Annotated in this window: 20 protein-coding genes and 1 riboswitch; of the genes, 13 read left to right on the top strand and 7 right to left on the bottom strand. The window is 39.4% G+C overall.

The features are described 5' to 3' along the window. Positions 1-31: 31 nt before the first annotated feature. Genes E7303_RS08495 through hxsD form a run of 5 tightly spaced genes read right to left on the bottom strand, consistent with a single transcriptional unit; the run spans position 32 to position 3,519 of the window. Positions 32-850 (bottom strand): radical SAM protein, encoded by an 819-nt coding sequence (locus E7303_RS08495; protein WP_292144788.1) that lies wholly within the window; start codon positions 848-850, stop codon positions 32-34. Then, positions 847-1,956: a His-Xaa-Ser system radical SAM maturase HxsC gene (gene hxsC, locus E7303_RS08490; protein ID WP_292144787.1), complete on the bottom strand. Its 1,110-nt coding sequence runs from the start codon at positions 1,954-1,956 to the stop codon at positions 847-849. The genes E7303_RS08495 and hxsC overlap by 4 nt, the downstream gene beginning before the upstream one ends. Next, the gene (locus E7303_RS08485) at positions 1,953-2,984 is read right to left on the bottom strand and encodes a prepilin peptidase (RefSeq protein ID WP_292144786.1); all 1,032 of its coding nucleotides are present in this window, start codon (positions 2,982-2,984) and stop codon (positions 1,953-1,955) included. The genes hxsC and E7303_RS08485 overlap by 4 nt, the downstream gene beginning before the upstream one ends. After that, positions 2,981-3,178 (bottom strand): HxsD-like protein, encoded by a 198-nt coding sequence (locus E7303_RS08480; protein WP_292144785.1) that lies wholly within the window; start codon positions 3,176-3,178, stop codon positions 2,981-2,983. Before E7303_RS08480 ends, E7303_RS08485 begins: the two co-directional genes overlap by 4 nt. Then, positions 3,175-3,519 carry a His-Xaa-Ser system protein HxsD gene (gene hxsD / locus E7303_RS08475; RefSeq protein ID WP_292144784.1) on the bottom strand — a complete coding sequence of 115 codons (345 nt, stop codon included), beginning with the start codon at positions 3,517-3,519 and terminating at the stop codon, positions 3,175-3,177. The genes E7303_RS08480 and hxsD overlap by 4 nt, the downstream gene beginning before the upstream one ends. 232 nt (positions 3,520-3,751) lie before the next feature. Further along, positions 3,752-3,826: riboswitch (cyclic di-GMP riboswitch) on the top strand. A gap of 49 nt (positions 3,827-3,875) precedes the next feature. On the opposite strand from hxsD, the gene E7303_RS08470 reads away from it, so the two are divergent. Both E7303_RS08470 and E7303_RS08465 read left to right on the top strand, forming a co-directional pair. Beyond that, the gene (locus E7303_RS08470) at positions 3,876-4,844 is read left to right on the top strand and encodes a DNA/RNA non-specific endonuclease (RefSeq protein WP_292144783.1); all 969 of its coding nucleotides are present in this window, start codon (positions 3,876-3,878) and stop codon (positions 4,842-4,844) included. 25 nt (positions 4,845-4,869) lie between these two features. Next, a complete protein-coding gene (locus E7303_RS08465; protein WP_292144782.1) occupies positions 4,870-5,967 on the top strand; it encodes a hypothetical protein in 1,098 nt (365 codons plus the stop codon). 59 nt (positions 5,968-6,026) lie between these two features. On the opposite strand, the gene E7303_RS08460 is transcribed toward E7303_RS08465, so the two are convergent. Both E7303_RS08460 and E7303_RS08455 read right to left on the bottom strand, forming a co-directional pair. Continuing rightward, positions 6,027-7,133 carry a hypothetical protein gene (locus E7303_RS08460; RefSeq protein WP_292144781.1) on the bottom strand — a complete coding sequence of 369 codons (1,107 nt, stop codon included), beginning with the start codon at positions 7,131-7,133 and terminating at the stop codon, positions 6,027-6,029. A gap of 92 nt (positions 7,134-7,225) precedes the next feature. Continuing rightward, entirely contained in the window at positions 7,226-7,936 is a 711-nt protein-coding gene (locus E7303_RS08455) for a serine/threonine protein kinase (RefSeq protein ID WP_292144780.1), read from the bottom strand. 48 nt (positions 7,937-7,984) lie between these two features. Here E7303_RS08455 and E7303_RS08450 point away from each other — a divergent pair, with 48 nt between their 5' ends. From E7303_RS08450 to E7303_RS08400, 11 genes are all read left to right on the top strand, one after another. After that, positions 7,985-8,446 (top strand): hypothetical protein, encoded by a 462-nt coding sequence (locus tag E7303_RS08450; RefSeq protein WP_292144779.1) that lies wholly within the window; start codon positions 7,985-7,987, stop codon positions 8,444-8,446. A 26-nt stretch (positions 8,447-8,472) separates the two neighbouring features. Next, positions 8,473-9,549: a hypothetical protein gene (locus E7303_RS08445; RefSeq protein WP_292144778.1), complete on the top strand. Its 1,077-nt coding sequence runs from the start codon at positions 8,473-8,475 to the stop codon at positions 9,547-9,549. A gap of 17 nt (positions 9,550-9,566) precedes the next feature. Next, positions 9,567-9,740 (top strand): hypothetical protein, encoded by a 174-nt coding sequence (locus E7303_RS08440; protein ID WP_292144777.1) that lies wholly within the window; start codon positions 9,567-9,569, stop codon positions 9,738-9,740. Between the two features lie 149 nt (positions 9,741-9,889). Continuing rightward, positions 9,890-10,462: a rhomboid family intramembrane serine protease gene (locus tag E7303_RS08435; RefSeq protein WP_292144776.1), complete on the top strand. Its 573-nt coding sequence runs from the start codon at positions 9,890-9,892 to the stop codon at positions 10,460-10,462. A gap of 14 nt (positions 10,463-10,476) precedes the next feature. Then, positions 10,477-11,397, top strand: coding sequence for a zinc ribbon domain-containing protein (locus E7303_RS08430; RefSeq protein ID WP_292144775.1), 921 nt, complete (start codon positions 10,477-10,479; stop codon positions 11,395-11,397). Between the two features lie 42 nt (positions 11,398-11,439). Continuing rightward, entirely contained in the window at positions 11,440-12,744 is a 1,305-nt protein-coding gene (locus E7303_RS08425; RefSeq protein WP_292144774.1) for a hypothetical protein, read from the top strand. 13 nt (positions 12,745-12,757) lie between these two features. Next, complete coding sequence (locus E7303_RS08420) at positions 12,758-13,732, top strand: SHOCT domain-containing protein (protein WP_292144773.1); 975 nt, start codon at positions 12,758-12,760, stop codon at positions 13,730-13,732. 169 nt (positions 13,733-13,901) lie between these two features. Further along, positions 13,902-14,240, top strand: a complete 339-nt coding sequence (locus E7303_RS08415; protein ID WP_292144772.1) for a helix-turn-helix domain-containing protein — start codon at positions 13,902-13,904, stop codon at positions 14,238-14,240. Positions 14,241-14,401: 161 nt separating this feature from the next. After that, entirely contained in the window at positions 14,402-14,995 is a 594-nt protein-coding gene (locus E7303_RS08410; protein WP_292144771.1) for a hypothetical protein, read from the top strand. A gap of 167 nt (positions 14,996-15,162) precedes the next feature. Next, positions 15,163-15,408: a hypothetical protein gene (locus E7303_RS08405; RefSeq protein ID WP_292144770.1), complete on the top strand. Its 246-nt coding sequence runs from the start codon at positions 15,163-15,165 to the stop codon at positions 15,406-15,408. Positions 15,409-15,772: 364 nt separating this feature from the next. Continuing rightward, positions 15,773-16,132 (top strand): helix-turn-helix domain-containing protein, encoded by a 360-nt coding sequence (locus tag E7303_RS08400; protein WP_292144768.1) that lies wholly within the window; start codon positions 15,773-15,775, stop codon positions 16,130-16,132. The last annotated feature ends 5 nt before the right edge of the window (positions 16,133-16,137 follow it).

Genomic DNA, 16,137 nt, shown 5'->3' with positions numbered 1-16,137 from the left:
GTATTAAACCCGGGTCAATTTTAAGTGTAAATCAATAATAGCCTAGCTGAGTAAGAGGTCTAATAAAGATACTATTAAAGCCAAGGTCAATATAAGCGTCTATGATTTCTTTTGCATGACCAAGGCTGTGCTTTGTGGTTGTCTGTATGGCGCCCAAACTTATTTCTCGGGATCTGAGCATACCTATTCCCTTTACTGCAGCGTCATAGCTACCACCGCCAATCCTAAAAGGCCTATTCTTGTTATGCACAAACTCAGGGCCATCTAATGAAACAGACACTTGAACCTTGTGCTCAGATAAATAGTCGGCGATTTCATCTGTGAGAAGAGATAGATTTGATACGAGATTATACGAAATGACCTTATCAGTGTTAACAGACGTAGAATACTCTATGATGTATTTTATTGTATCGAAATTGAGCAATGGCTCGCCACCTTGAAATTCAATAGTTATAGAACTGGTGGGAGATTGCAATGCTATATCTACGCCTCTTTTGGCAATTTCTTTTGTCATCATGCCTTTTTTATTACTGGTTTCTGATTGCGCCTGACAGTATACGCAGTTCAGGTTACAGGAATTAGTCATGACAAATATAAAAAGGCCAGTTGACTGAAAGAGATGACTTTTTGCATCACGCATATAAGGAGTGCTCTTTTCGAGGTATGCCTGACGCGACTCTCCTATGATGAAAAAATTATCTTTCAAGGAAGAATATAGCGGCTCATCTATGTCTTCATTACCATTAACGAGTTTTTTTACAGTATCAAAGGAAACAAACTGATACTTTCCGAAGTCATTGGTAATCAGGTATCCGTCATTAAATTTCTTAAAGTTAAAATAGTTTATCATCGTAGTATTGGTTTCACTTTCCCTTGGAGAAATTTGTCTGTTCCAGTAAATATCCCTCCGCAAGCGGATTTTTCGTGGCAGCTAGAGCATTCGTCAAGGTATTTGATCTTGTACTCGGTTATACTGTTTGCACAGAGATTCCAATATGATTTATCAATGAAGCAAAGAGGAAAATTATAAATTGCCACATCTATAGCTTTTTCCACTAGGTGATCAATTGCGGGCTTCATGCTCGAAAAGGCTTCTTCATATGGAATCCAGACTTTTTCTGAGTTGACTATGGCATTTCCGAGCATTTCCATGCCCATGATTTTTACACTGTCAACACCGGGAAATTTGTCTGATATAAGATGTGCAATATCTACTAAGTAGGGAGCATTTATTCTGGTTACAACAATTCTTATTTCTACGGACATCTTGTGCGTTGTTAGCAGATTATGGATTCCTGAAGTGGTCTGGTTAAAGCTTCCCGGGCTTTGGGATATAGCATCATGGATTTCGGAATTGGGACCATGTATCGGAATGCCCACTAAAAAATCCTCCGGTACAACAGATGCAAATTTTAAACAATATTCTTTATTTGCAAAGATTCTTCCATTTGAAAGCAGGAGATATCCCCATACTTTATTGCTATCCTTGAGATCTTTTAGAATGTCAAAAAGCTGTTCCCTTATATAAAAAGGCTCGCCACCGGTTATAGTCAGATGCTCCATATCAGTTGGCATATATCTAATCAGCTCCTTTAGAATTTCAAATGGAACTGTATGCCCATCCCTTCGCACTGGTTCGGCCATAGGGCACATTACGCAATTTGAATTGCACTTGTCTGTTATATATAAGGTGTTGTCAAACTCCTTCCCAAATACGCTTGCTATTCTACCGTTATCATTTATTTCCATGCAGGCATCATCACCAAGGGTATTAAGGAAAATTGATTCTTCCTCGGAAAGTTCAAAAGTATTATTCTCTGGTAGAAGATGGGCATGGTTCTCCTGAAGCAAAAGAACATTATAGTTTTGTTCTGCGTACTCCCTTGCTTTGGTCTCATCACAAGAAATCTTATATATGTTTTGTGTGCCGTTAAAGCCAGATAGTGTTATGTTCAATTAAATATCTCCCAGATTATTGAATAAATGATAAGGCCGATAAAAATAAAAATGGCATAAGGAATCTTCCTTACAATCTGAACTTCTTTTAAGCCGCCTTTGCTATTTCCCCATTTAACAACTGCTTCAGCTTCTTCTTTTGTCAATCTGCTGCGCATGTCTTCATGGGAAATGCCAGGCAGGTCAGGTATTTTGGATTTGGACATGAATATCGTCGTGAAACCGGATAGAATCATGCCTTTTTTCACTTCTGAAGTAGGAATAGTCTTGTAGTTATATTCACTGATCATGACTCGGATGAGCATTATTATTATGATAAGAGCATAGTATTTTAATCTGCTGATGTTTAAGAACCATTCTTCTGAATATAAGGAGAATGCTACAGATAGTGCTAACGCAATCAGCATGGAATACCATTTTTTCATAATCTCAAGTGAAGAAACCAGCAGAATTATACTTATGTTTATCCCGAGCATGACTATTGAATGGGTTTCGAACCATTCTTTTGCAAAGTAGTCCTCCAGTTTCAGGACTAAGGATATGTAGATAATGTTTCTCGCGTATGCAATCAAAAATACGCGGATATTCTTTTTTACATTATCAAGAGAAAAGGAACTTCTATCCTTAAAAAAAAGCCATAGTGACTCGGCGATAAGATATAGAAAACTAATACCAAAGCTAAGAGCTACTACAATGACGCACCATGGAATCATCTGGTGATTTATAATGCAGTAATTTGCAGGGATGAGTAGTCCCATAACAATTAGTAGCTTGCTGTCACCTGCAGCCCAGATGTGGAAGATGTAAAGCAATAAGGAAAAGACCACAACCAACGTAAGGTTAACAAAATATACATTCCAGATAATGTGCGTCTTTAATATATATTGGGCTACATTCAGGATTATCCCTATAATCCCGAATACAATAAGCAGCTTATTGCTTATTCGGTTTTCACGGATGTCTGTAATTGATGTTATAAGGCATAGTACATGAGCAAGAATTACAGCTGTTAAAGGTAAAATGATCATGTGTTCATTAATCCTAAGACATAATTTTCAAATTCATTGGCGACAAGTTGAGGTTCATAGATGCTTGACTTAACCTCGTAGTAATAATAATTGCTGTCTTCTGAGATGGATATAGATGCAAGGCTCTTATATGCGTCAACCGCGTTTAGAAGAGCATTCTTATTATAAAAATCCTTTGTTAGTCTATTTTTCATTTATCAAACCAATCCTTCAGAATATCATCAACGCTTGTGGAGTCTTCAATATAGTCTTCTTCAGGCTCTTCTTCGATGATGGTTGATGCCATCGCTCTTCCCAGAGTTATTTCTCTTATGGCTTTTGTTCTCATGGATACGACGTAATGAGCAGCTTGAGCTAACATTTCATTGTCGAAATCACCCTGCGTTACAGGAACGGCATCTTCTTTATCAGTAATGCTTACAATATATTTGCCGGATTCTTTATCTATGTGGATATATGCCTGATCCAGAAATTTAAATGCTGCTTTTATCAGAACTTCTTTGGGGTATATTTCTTCAGGGTATTGTATAGTCATAGCCTCACCTCATCGATATTTTTAGACGGTATATTAATTTTACAATACTGGGTGAACTCTGACCACAACAGCATCGATAAATAATAAAAAATTTATTGATATTACGGCGAAAAGCAAATTAGATAGGGATATTTTGCTGAAACCGTTATGTATTTTTTATAAGGGATATTTCATAATTATTTATACAATATTTCTTGTATTCAGTGTCATGCGGGCATTATAATGACGGCAGAAGAATACTTGGTAAACCCGGAGCAATCCGGCGACACAAAGCTATAGGGACTTAATGAGTCAGCCAGCTGCAACATTTGTTTGACACTGCAGCGATGCGGTGTTTTTCTTTTGAGGGGAGAGATATGGAAAGACTTGAAAGATTAACTTACAAATGCATAACGACAGTTCTTCTTGTATTTATTGTTTCAATCTTCTTTGGAAGCGCATGTGGTGGAACTACACTTGTTAGTGAGGCGAAAGATGCTTATCCAACGTATTCAGGGAGTGCATCGGTACAGCTTAACGGCAATGTTCCGCAGTTTTCTTCGTCCGAGGTCACAACCAACTCCTACGAAGAATATGGGAAATTGGATAGCCTTGGAAGATGCAGTACGGCGATGGCATGCATTGGTGAAGATCTTATGCCAACAGAGGAGCGTGGCTCCATAGGAATGGTAAAGCCTACAGGATGGAATCAGAACAAGTATCCTGGAATAGTTGATTCAAACCCTGCATATTTGTATAATCGGTGCCATATGATTGGTTTCCAACTCACCGGGGAGAATGCGAATGAGAGAAATCTTATTACAGGAACTCGGTACATGAATATTGAAGGAATGCTCCCATATGAGAATATGGTTGCATCGTATATTAAGAGCACTGGAAATCATGTAATGTATAGGGTTACACCTGTCTTTGAAGGAAACAACCTTCTGTGTTCAGGGGTAAAAATGGAAGCTTATTCTGTTGAAGATAAGGGCAAAGGAGTATCCTTCAATGTATTTTGTTTTAATGTTCAGCCTGGGATTGCTATAGACTACGCTGATGGAAGCAATGCTATTGATGAAGGCTTTGTCCTTAAGGATGCGGTAGTTTCTGATACGACCGTAACAAGAGAGACTCCATCTGCTGCTGAGAATAGTATAGCTGAGACAAAAAGCGAGACTATAACCAAATCTTCATATGTTGCCAATAAGAATACTAAGAAGTTTCATTATCCATCATGCAGCAGTGTTGAAGATATGAAAGAAAAGAATAAACTATATTTTGATGGGTCACGTGAAGAACTGATCGAGCAAGGGTATGTGCCTTGTAAGAGATGTAATCCATAGAATAACAGGAGGATGTTAATTTAAAATGAAAGTTTGGAACATTGTGCAGTGGGTTTTAGCAGGTTTTATTGTTTTATTTGCTCTAGTAGCATTTACAACCAGTGGTGGCATTTTAAGTGGATTATTATTTCTTGCATTTGCTGTGATAGTATCGCCGCTTAGAAAGAAGATTTTTGCATTATTGCCTGAAAAATTTCAAGGCAAACTAATAGCTATCGCATCGGGTGTTGTTTTGGCTATCGCCAGTTTTGCTACATTTCCTTCAACTCAGACGGAAATTATTGAGAATAATACTGAGGACATTGTGGAAGAACGCATTGTTAATCTTGAAGAACAAGCGGACGAGGCAGCTTCCGTAGTGGAAGATGAAAACAATATAATTGCATTATCCTTTTCAGATGGAAGAAGCATAGATATTGTTGAAGGGAATGAGGATTCAACGTATTTTGTTAAGGCTGAAGTAAGGGACAAGGAATTATTCTCCGTTAAAGATGTTAAGTTTGTTAGTTCAGATTCCAAGATTGCAACCATTGTCTTTGCTGGCGTAACTGAGAATGGAGACCTTCGCTTTAATGTAAAGGGAATTAAACCTGGCGAAACGGAGATTTATGCGGTAACAACTGATGGTTCAGTCGAATCTGAGCATAAAAAGGTAACTGTCAAGGTAGACGAAGAAAAGATCGCTAAGGAAAAAGAGGCAGCTGAAAAAGCTGAGGCCGAGAAGAAAGCCGCAGAAGAAGCCCAAAAGAAGGCCGAAGAGGAAAAATTGGCGAAGGAAAAGGCAGCCGCTGAAGAAGCAGCTAAGAAAGATGCGGAGGTGAAGGCGGCTGAGGCAGCAGGTAGTGCACAGGTGGCAGCTGTAGCTGGAAATGCTCAGGAGTCTACGACAGGTACGGGTTCTGGGGCAGGAACTGGTGGTGGCAATGCGGATAATTTTGACACTTATAACAATACAGAGCAACAGAATACCACTGAGTATGTGCTGAATACAAGCTCAAAGAAATTCCATTATGCTAGTTGTTCATCTGTTCCTAAAATAAGCCCAGAGAACTATGCTACTGCTACAAATAGGGATGATATAATATCGCAGGGATATCAGCCGTGTAAGAAATGTAATCCATAATAAGGATAAAGGGTGCTTCCATATTGAGCACCCTTTTAATTTGCGTATATAAATGAGCTTTAGTGTGCGGACTTAAGTATTTCACCAAATTTCGCAGTGTTATCGATGTTTCTGTTTGTACTCTGAACCATCATTATATAGTTGTTGTTACGAGTTTGATTATTGTAGAAAATAATAACAAAACCCGAGGCTTCGTAGTTCTGAAGCCTGCTGAATCCTTTGTTAAGGTATCCTGATACGTTTACAAGATAGCCGTTGTACCCAGCTACACTTGTAGCTACGCACCCATCGGTTGAAGGATTATCGAAGAACCCGGATGTAAATGATAAAACATCCTTTTGGGCCGAGCTTTCATCTAATGGCTTACCAGAAGTGCGATGAAATAACACGGCAGAGGAGTAATCGCTTTGAACATCATAGTCGATGAATGCTGAACTATCCGGCATGCTATCAAAAGAATCTTCGAAATCCACAAAACTCTTTGGAAGAGTATAAGATATACCGTCCAACTGGTAAGACAATGTTCCGTCATAGTTCAAAGTGGCATTGGGATCGCTAGTGGAGAGCGCTTTCGAAAGATATTGCTCTGGCTCTACATCTAGTTTTGTAAAGAGCTCAGTGTTCCAATTTATGCTATCCGACTTAAAAAGCAATTCTTTTTCATCGATCTTCGCATTTACTGTGCAGTGAAGCCTGGAAAAATCTATGCAAACATCATCGTCCCTTATATACCAAGGGCACTGCAGCTCTGTAAACTCGATTGACGTACAGTAATAATATGCTAATCCATCATCGTTAAGTACTAGGATTTCATGGTCATCGCCACTATAAACACCACTTACATCTATTCCATTGGAGGCATCTTGAGAGGGAACTGTGATGGAGGATTCTTGTTGTGATTCTAGAGGGAATAAGTCATCGAGAGATTTTGCGCCTGGGGATGGATTTGTGACTGAAACGCTACTTCGGTTATATGTAGCAATCAAAACCAAAAGTATAATTACTGCAGCTGCTAAACCGGCAACAAAAATGACAGGATGCCTATGTTTCTTGGTATCCTGTTTTATGTTTCCGAAATAGCTCTTGATTTCAAATCCGCATTCAGGACACTTCTCAGCAACAGCAGAGCATCTGGTGCCGCATACGGGGCAGTTAATTAGTTTCATAAAAGTTTACCATTTTTTAATATCATTCCCACTGCTACGGTGGGAGCATTTGCGTTTGTAATTGCTATAATGTACCTGTGAGGAGGGAATATTCAGATCTTTTCCAAAGCAGCCTTTAGTAGCGAGGCCGATTGGTATCTGTCTTTTGGATTCATTTCCAAGCATTTGTTGATTACTACATTGAGTTTTGGTGATACTTTCATGGAGGAATGATTGTCAAGACCTATAAGTGCCTTAATAATATTTCCCACAGCATAAATATCAGTTTGGCATGATGAGTTGCCAAAACCAAATTGCTCTGGAGCAGCATAGCCTTCAGTGCCAATAAGTCTTGTATCACGACCTTTTTCAGCTAAACATTGGCGTGCTGCGTTTAGGTCAATGAGAATTATACGTTCATCTTCGGTGAGAATGACATTTGACGGTTTGATGTCACGGTGTATCAGTGATGGCGTCTGAGAATGCAGAGCAATGAGTATGTCGCAAAGCTTTATAGCATAGCAGATTGCATCAGATTCAGATACGGTACCACACAAATCAATGATTTCTTCAAGAGTGTCGCCCGAAATGTATTCTTCGATTATTGTTAGTACATCATCATGCTCATACATTGCATAAATACGAGGAATGTTCCTGACAGGATTTTTAAAAAGCTGTTCAAATACAGCAAGATTATAGACCTTCAAATTTTTTTTGAGATAAATCTTTTTGGTCTCAATATGTTGGACAATATGAATTTGATGTTCTTCACTAAGTGTGGCGATTTCCTTGTAGAAGGAAATCGGTAACGGACTATCAAACATATTAGCACCTCGCGTAATTCAAGTATATCACAGTAAAGAGGTACATAAATGTATAAAAAGAACACCAAGGAACTGGAAGAAATATTGGAACATACTCATCCGGAGGATATAGCAAACTTCGTAGACGATAACGAGGGAGACCTTCTTGATGGGAACAGAGATTTCATGAAATACATGAATGAAAAGTTCAGAGAGAAAGGGCTTCAAAAGCAGGATATCTTGCTAAAGGCTGATATCTCACAGGGATATGGCTATAAGCTCTTATCTGAGGAGAAGGTAACGAAACAGAGGGATGTAATCCTGAGAATTTGCTATGCTGCGGAGTTTACATTGAAAGAGACACAGCAGGCACTTAAGATCTATCACATGGATACGCTATATGCAAGAGATCCGAGAGATGCACTATTGATGACATTCTTTAATGAACATCCTGGAAGCATTATCGATATCAACGAAATGCTTCTGGCTAACAAAATGAAGCCGCTACGATCAAGCGGAATTCAAGACTAAGAAGTATAAAGAGAGGAAAGAAGAACATGAGTAAAAAAATGAGACTATTTTTATGCTTGCTAATAACTACCGTGCTGATGCTTTCAGGCTGCGGAAGCTCGGCTACTGTTCTGGATTTTGGTGATGCTGAGTCATTTGAAGCAGCACTTAATGCAGGAGAAAATCTAGAAGGGAAGACTGTGAGGTTTTATGCGGCAGAGCTGCATCCGGATTCGGCCATGGGATATAACGTGTGGGCTGGAGAACATCTGAATTTTATATCTGCAAGAAATCCAGATATAAAAGCTGGCGATACTGTTGATGTGAAAGCAACTGAGATTACGAGCTCGTTGGGATCGTGGTTTATTAAATATGAAAAAATAAGTGACGGAACTATTGGGGAGAGTACGATTGTAGGGGCTGGGCCATCGACTACAGAGACTAACCTAGTTGAAGAGATTGCATCGCCAGATACTCAGGATACTGAAGAAAAAAATGCCATTACGCAGTCTGAACCGGAAAAACCTGAAGAGAGCGGACAGAGCGCAGAAGAAGTGTCCAAGCAACTTGACATTCATGGTGAGATGACAATGGATGGACAAGCGGTCGTGTTTGTGACAAATAATAGTAAGACTATTATCGATGAGCTGGAAGTACAGGTGAATTATTTGGATGCATCTGGAAATACAATAGACATGGACTCTGATGGTCACGATATGATTCTACCGGGATATACAGTTGTGTCGAAGATGGATGTACCTTCTTCTGGATTTGACAGCTCGGAGATAGAATACAAAATGAGCTTGGGAGATCATCCAAGCTATGTGAATCATTCTGAAGATATTGCGATTGAATCCAATCCTGGTAGTGACTGTGTAATAGTAAAGATTACCAACAATAGTGATGTTACAATTGATGAGATTGAATATGATGTCGTCCTTTATAAAGGAGAAGATATCGTAACAATTACTTATCCGGAAGATGTTTATGATGTGCTTCCTGGTAGTACGGAAACGGAGAAGGTGAGCGTATATAATGTAAAAACTTATGACAATCTTGTGTATGGGACAGACTATGACAGGATAGAAGTATTTCTAAATCAGGCTCACACATTCGGATATTAAAAAGGAGATTAGAAAATATGATGATTATTGGAATTATGCTTATTATTTGGGGCGTTGTTGGAATTGCAATGGGTATGATGATGTTTGGAGATATTGGGGTAGCATGTATAGTTGGTGCGGTGACTGCTATTCTATGCGGCATAGGTTTCATTATTGTTAACAAGAAATTGAAGGGGATTTTATGTAAATAAGGATATTTGTAGTAAATACTACGAGGGTAGGGCCAGCTTTTGCTGGCCTTTTCTTAAAAATATATAAACATATTTCAAAAAACGAGCAAATATTTACGCTATTTACTATAATTAATATTGCAACAAAAACCTCATAGGAGCTAATAAAGATGAGAGTGGGCAAGATAAAGATATCATTTAATTCTCCGGTGATTTTAGGATTTGTTTTTGCTAGTCTTGTAACGCTAATACTTGGAATAGTATCAGGCGGAAGAATCACGGATACTTTATTTGTTACGTACCATTCGCCTCTGTCATCGCCACTTACTTATGTGAGATTTTTTACCCATGTTTTGGGGCACGCCAACTGGGAACACTTTATTGGGAATGCTTCATATATACTTTTGCTGGGACCGCTTTTGGAAGAGAAACACGGATCTCAACTGATTGTTTTTATTATTTTGGTAACAGCATTGGTAACAGCGTTGGTAAACTACATTTTTTTCTGGAATGTAGCACTATGTGGAGCAAGTGGCGTGGTGTTTGCATTTATTTTATTGACGTCATTTACGAGTTTTCGGGAGGGAGAGATTCCGCTTACTTTCATTTTAGTGGCCGTGATTTTTATTGGCCAACAAGTGTTTGAGGGACTTTTTCTTAACGATAATGTTTCGAATTTATCGCACATTATTGGCGGCATTGTAGGCGCGGTTATTGGATATGTCTTGAATAAAAAGAAATAGGAGGAAAGAAGATTATGAAATGTCCAAGCTGTGGAGCAGAGGTAGGGAACAGCAATTTTTGCGAATTTTGTGGAACTCAGATTTCGCTTGACATGAAAAAAGAACAGGAACAGCTTAACAAGCTGGGATGCCCTAATTGTGGTAGTTCGAATATTAAATTTAACCGTGAGAATCAAGGTGAATTACGTGGTAAGAATGCAAAGCAAATCATTCATAGGACAGTAGGTTTTTGCCAGGATTGCGGACATACCTGGTATCCTGAATCTGCTGTTAATGAAGCACCGAAAAAGAATAACATGATTTGGTGGGTTTTAGGGTGGATATTTTTCTTCCCAGCACCTGTCATGGTGTTGATATGGAGAAAAAAGAATACTTGGGACATAAAAGTAAAGATTGCTGTTACTGTTGTATTCTGGATCGTTCTTTTTGCAATCGGTTCATCCAATAAATCAACGGAAAGCACTAATACGTCATCATCAACTACAGTTGAGCAAACAGAAACCAAAAGTGAGGCAAAAGAGGATACTAAGGTTGATGAGAAAGTAGATACTAAGTCTTCAACAACAGCAACAAAAGAAAAAACAGAGTCCAAGGTTGAAGAAAGTGCTTCTTCTGGAAAGTATTCAAGCTATGAGGATATTTATAAAGAGTATAAGCAGAAAATAATTGATGCTACTCCAGGGCTAGTAGAGGAATACAACAATGAAGCTGCTTCTAATAATGGGGGCTTAGAGGGATTGGCTGAAATCTGTAACGACAAGATAGGCAAGTTGGCGGAAATCAGTAACGAAGGTGTTTCTGAAATGGCAGATTTTATGCTTAAGAACGGAAATGGAAGCTACTCGGATTATGAGGAATGGTCAGGTAAGCTTATGGAAGTATACATGGATGAGTCCGGAAAGATTACAGATGCGTATATGAAGTCAGCGCAGTAATGTGAACGTTGCTTTTACCAATTGTCCTTTGGAGGTCAATAAATGATACAAGTGTTTAAAAAGCTGGTTTTAGTAGCTTTCATAGGAAGTATGGCAATTTATCTATCCGCATGTACGCAGGATGTTGTTGACCATGACTTAGAAGTTGTAAATGGTACCGAGACCTATGAAGGAATGTATACGGGTACATTGGAGGATGGTAAGCCAATAGGTCAAGCTAAGTATGTTGTGAAGATAGATGATACAAGTAATTGGGTATACAATGGTCCGTTTACGGAAGGCTCATTCTCGGGTGAAGGGACCGTTGAAAATTTCCCATGCAAGGTGAAGATTGGAGTGAAAAATGATGACGGTGTCTACTCTGGGGTCGTTAAGGATGGTGTCATAGATGGAAAGGGCGATTACAACTCTAGCCTTGGATGGCATTACGTTGGTAGTTTTGAAAACGGAGAGATAAAGGGCGAAGGGACGATTGAAAATTATTCGTATCCGTTACTTTATGAAAATCAAACATTGGAAGGAACGTACAATGGTGCTGTTTTAGATGGGATTCCTAATGGAGAAGGAAAGATTGAAGTAAAAGCAGGTGACGTAGAACTTAGTTATGATGGAAATTGGACAGATGGAAAGCTGTCTGGAGAGGGGAATTTAAAATCAAATTCCTATACAGTACCGTTCACAGATACTACCAGAACAGGAGAATATGAAGGCGCAACTCTAGATGGCAAGGCTAGTGGTGAAGGCGTGTTCACTGCGACCAATTCAAATGGTGATAAGTACACATATACCGGCGAATTTTTAAATGGAACTTTTGATGGTATTGGAACAATCGATTTTGAAAGTGACGATATCACTGATTTTACAGGGCATTTTACTAAGGGAGAAAACACTCCTACACAGTCAGAATTATTGAAGTACATAGGAACGGTTAAAGATTTTGTTTCTTATGGAGTTAGTGATACTTCCGTGAAATTTATAGATGCTCATAACGATTTATTCATGGCGGAGAGCGAAGATGCCTTGGAAGCGTTTATCAATTCTGAAGTTACGTTAAATGAACTTTATAAGACGCCTAACGAGCACAATGATGAGATAATAAAAGTGAGCACAAAAAAGATAATCCAGATCCGGCAAGAGGATATATATAAAAACACAATAACTTGGTTTATTGTGGAGGATACGAGTGGAAACCGAATGTTTGTGATCTGCAATGGAAAGCTCCCAGAGGTGAATAAAAATGATAAGGTGACTGTATACGGATTGCCAATAGATCTTTGCAGTTATAAGAATTCTTTTAATGGCTCAGTGTCGGCATTTGTTATATATGGTGCTGTCGTAAAGAAATGAGAGGAATTTTAAGGTGAATAATAGAAAACACGGCCTCAGGGCAATAATGGTTTTGGTTATCTGTGCTTTCTGTCTTACTGGCTGTATGAGATTCAATACTACAGTCACAGTCAAAAGTAATGGCAAGCTTGATGTATCGATGCTATATGCCATGATGGACATGTCAGACTACGGCTATGACGCTGATTCCATGACTGACACTCAGATGCAGGAATACAAGGATCAGGGCTGGGATGTTGAAGAGTATAACCAGGATGGCTTCAAGGGATATATTCTGAGTAAGAAAGATATAACTGCAAATGAACTGGAATCTTCTATGGAAGATACTCAATCAGAGCTTTCTGGAGAAGCGAGCTCCATAAAGTTTACTAAGCAGGGTTTGAAGTACGTTCTGGATTGGCAGGTCTTTGACAGGAATCAGGGTGAGCAGCTTTCCGCATATAAGAACTACTTCACCATGAGCGGCGGATATATGAAGATTACTGTAAATCTTCCTGTTAAGCCATCTGATAGTAATGCCACTTATGTGTCTAACGATGGAAAGACCTTGGAGTGGGATCTTCTTAATCTCGGACCGGAACAGAGTATTCATCTTGAATTTACTCTTGTCAATATCTGGCTGATTATTGGGCTATGTGCTGCGGCGGCTGTTGTGGTTATAGGAATTGTGCTTGCAATAGTTCTTTCTTCAAAAAAGAAAAAAGCTGTGCAGATGCAGAGTACTGGATATTATCAGCAGAATGGAAACTATCCTCCTCAGGGGCAGTTCAATAATACACAGTATCAGCCAGATCCACGGATGCAGCAGCCTATTCAGACAGTACAGCAATATCAGCCGCAAACTCCGGTTAATCCAGAGGGGCAGCAGGCTATGAAGGGCAGTCTTGTTGCTGACGAGCTCACGAAGCTGAAAAAACTCCTTGATGATGGAGTTATTACTCGGGAAGAGTTTGAGGCACAGAAGTCTAAACTATTGGAAGGACAATAATACAAAAATCAATTCTGAGCCAGGACATAATGTTCTGGCTCTTTTCTGTAAGATATAGGGGGGCTACAAACCACCTATAAGGGGTCTGCACACCCGTTACGCATTTTAAATGATTTGAATACAATATTGCAGTAAAACACTTTCATCAAATATAGGAGGTGTTAATGCAATGTCAAAAGTAGGCGACTTTTTAGATTATCTGGAAGCTGTGATGAGAGCTAAGGGCGTAACTAAGTATAAGCTTGCTAAGTTGTTGGGAGTGGACAAGAATACAATTAAAGATATCTTCAACCGCAACTCTTATCCCAAGCTTGAAACCATTGATGAAATATGTGCCATTCTTGGTATTGGCAAGGGAAATCTTTTTGAATATGATAAGCCTGTGGACTATGGTGTAGTCTTGATTCCAGGTGACGAAGATCTGCTTGAAATCAAACATGGCTTGGACCAGAGACAGCAAGAAAGACTTTTGGCTTATGCTGAAGGATTAAGGGACGGTAAGCGATAACTAAATGCCGCGTGCGAGTTTTTACAGGATTGGGATAGTTCTTTTACAAAGTAAGGCAACATTGATATGGCGTAGATAGAAAGAATTGGAAGCAAAATCTGGTTCTTTCTTTTTTTGCGATTTTTTAAGGAGGGAATATTAAAATGCCTAGGAGGACAACATTGGAACAACGTATTGATTTTTACATTATGAGCTTTGGACTGGATCCATCAGTGGTGCTCGAGATGACGAGGACTATGCTGGAAGAGTATAAGGATAGGAGAAATGCTCTCAATCCGCTCTTGTCCCAGATGCCACAGATGACTGAGGAGGAGATCATGAAGAATAAGCAGGAACTAAGAAGAGAGTTCCTCAAGCTCATGAGGAAGGACAAGAAAAAGCACGAAGAAAAACAGAGGACTTTTGTGTATAAGGCTGTAAGGGCACAATGGCTTTGGGAAAAACTTCTTCTTGTGCTAGACATGGTGGCTGATTTTAGCTCAAAGGGTGCTCTTTATAAGAAAATCTTGTTTTGTGCATATTTTACTGATGATGATCCTATGACGAATGAGCAGCTTGCAGATGAAGTAGAAGTTTCGGACGATGTGATTGATTATAGGAAAAGAGAGGCAATCAAGCTTTTTGGGCTATTTATATGGAGTTATGCCTCCCGCAGGGAACAGGATGATATCATCGCAGGCTTAGTTGATAATAATACTGACGATGCTGACGATGATGATGATAATGAGGAGCTGTACGACTGTGAAGAAGGCTGAAATATCCATGAATGCTGGGTTTTATAAGTACAGGTTGTTATAGCTGTACGGAAAGCGTTCCCTTATTGTTCCTTTATTGTTCCTAAACCGTTCATTTTTCTCCGTGCTGACGAATCAACATTTCTGACGTATAATATCGCCTGTTGTATGAAAGGAGTAGGATTTATATGAATTCAGAAAAAGTATTGGTGCACGGAGGATGCACAAATTGTGGCTATGTCATGATGCATGTGGAGATTGTGAAAGGATGTCTGCAATGCCCGAGCTGTGGGGAATGGCTGAAGGTCAATGTAAAGAACAGAAGCTATTCAGCTCATCCGGCATCTGAGGAAGATATTAAAGAGGCTATCCTTATGAGAAACAAATACTCAAGAGAAATTAGGAATGTAGCTGTCAATAATATGCACAGATGAAGGGGGACGAAGAAATGATCTATTACAGAGTTGACACTATATAGTGTTGCCGTAGTTACATTGAAAATTGAATAGTTTGAGGTATGTGTGAACGAAGGGCTGTATCGCAGCGATAGAAATGGTTTTCTTCTATATAAAGAAGCTATGAGATAAGGCGTAAGTTGAACGAGCCCCGCTCATATGCCAAGAGTTTGCCTAGAGCTGTATATGCTGAAAATAAATAGCACCAAGGAGTCTGCAAAACGGAAATGTGACCATAACTATTATGGTTTTATTTCAATATCGTTTTGCAGGCTCTTTTTGCGTGCAAAAGCTCTGGGCAAGTTACGTTTCCGTTTTTAAGACTCCGGAAAAGGAGAAAAGAATGGAAACAAAGAACAAAGTAGCAACAACAGGTGAGAGACTCAGGACTCTGAGGGAAATCAGCGGCATCGGCCAGAAGGAACTGGCTGCCGAGTTTTATCTGTCAGATAAGACAGTGGTATCCAAATATGAACGTGGTCTGAGGGATGTACCAGCAGAGATTATTGTTATGTATGCCGAGAAATTTGGTGTTACAACAGACTGGATACTTAGAGGTGAGACAGGGCAGGCGGCAGATCTGAATCGTATAGCAGGGATTCCGGGATTTGATGAACTGGCACAGCTGTATTACAAACTGGGAAGCGCTGAGCTGAGGGGCGTTGCACTTGACCAGATCAGGGCACTCGCCAGGCTGTCGTAAATATG

The sequence above is a fragment of the Butyrivibrio sp. genome, assembly GCF_015056685.1.
In the GTDB taxonomy this organism is placed as follows: Bacteria; Bacillota; Clostridia; order Lachnospirales; family Lachnospiraceae; genus Butyrivibrio.
The sequence above is the reverse complement of the archived record's forward strand: the minus strand, read 5'-3'. Positions and strand labels throughout refer to the sequence as shown.

Excerpts from the sequence above, each read along its gene's own strand:
- E7303_RS08460 (WP_292144781.1), bottom strand. The coding sequence starts at position 7,133 with ATGAAACTAATTAACTGCCCCGTATGCGGCACCAGATGCTCTGCTGTT.
- hxsD (WP_292144784.1), bottom strand. The coding sequence starts at position 3,519 with ATGACTATACAATACCCTGAAGAAATATACCCCAAAGAAGTTCTGATA.
- E7303_RS08425 (WP_292144774.1), top strand. The coding sequence starts at position 11,440 with ATGATACAAGTGTTTAAAAAGCTGGTTTTAGTAGCTTTCATAGGAAGT.
- E7303_RS08450 (WP_292144779.1), top strand. The coding sequence starts at position 7,985 with ATGTATAAAAAGAACACCAAGGAACTGGAAGAAATATTGGAACATACT.
- E7303_RS08445 (WP_292144778.1), top strand. The coding sequence starts at position 8,473 with ATGAGTAAAAAAATGAGACTATTTTTATGCTTGCTAATAACTACCGTG.
- E7303_RS08480 (WP_292144785.1), bottom strand. The coding sequence starts at position 3,178 with ATGAAAAATAGACTAACAAAGGATTTTTATAATAAGAATGCTCTTCTA.
- E7303_RS08415 (WP_292144772.1), top strand. The coding sequence starts at position 13,902 with ATGTCAAAAGTAGGCGACTTTTTAGATTATCTGGAAGCTGTGATGAGA.
- E7303_RS08440 (WP_292144777.1), top strand. The coding sequence starts at position 9,567 with ATGATGATTATTGGAATTATGCTTATTATTTGGGGCGTTGTTGGAATT.
- E7303_RS08495 (WP_292144788.1), bottom strand. The coding sequence starts at position 850 with ATGATAAACTATTTTAACTTTAAGAAATTTAATGACGGATACCTGATT.
- E7303_RS08430 (WP_292144775.1), top strand. The coding sequence starts at position 10,477 with ATGAAATGTCCAAGCTGTGGAGCAGAGGTAGGGAACAGCAATTTTTGC.
- E7303_RS08400 (WP_292144768.1), top strand. The coding sequence starts at position 15,773 with ATGGAAACAAAGAACAAAGTAGCAACAACAGGTGAGAGACTCAGGACT.
- E7303_RS08485 (WP_292144786.1), bottom strand. The coding sequence starts at position 2,984 with ATGATCATTTTACCTTTAACAGCTGTAATTCTTGCTCATGTACTATGC.
- E7303_RS08435 (WP_292144776.1), top strand. The coding sequence starts at position 9,890 with ATGAGAGTGGGCAAGATAAAGATATCATTTAATTCTCCGGTGATTTTA.
- E7303_RS08455 (WP_292144780.1), bottom strand. The coding sequence starts at position 7,936 with ATGTTTGATAGTCCGTTACCGATTTCCTTCTACAAGGAAATCGCCACA.
- E7303_RS08405 (WP_292144770.1), top strand. The coding sequence starts at position 15,163 with ATGAATTCAGAAAAAGTATTGGTGCACGGAGGATGCACAAATTGTGGC.
- E7303_RS08470 (WP_292144783.1), top strand. The coding sequence starts at position 3,876 with ATGGAAAGACTTGAAAGATTAACTTACAAATGCATAACGACAGTTCTT.
- E7303_RS08465 (WP_292144782.1), top strand. The coding sequence starts at position 4,870 with ATGAAAGTTTGGAACATTGTGCAGTGGGTTTTAGCAGGTTTTATTGTT.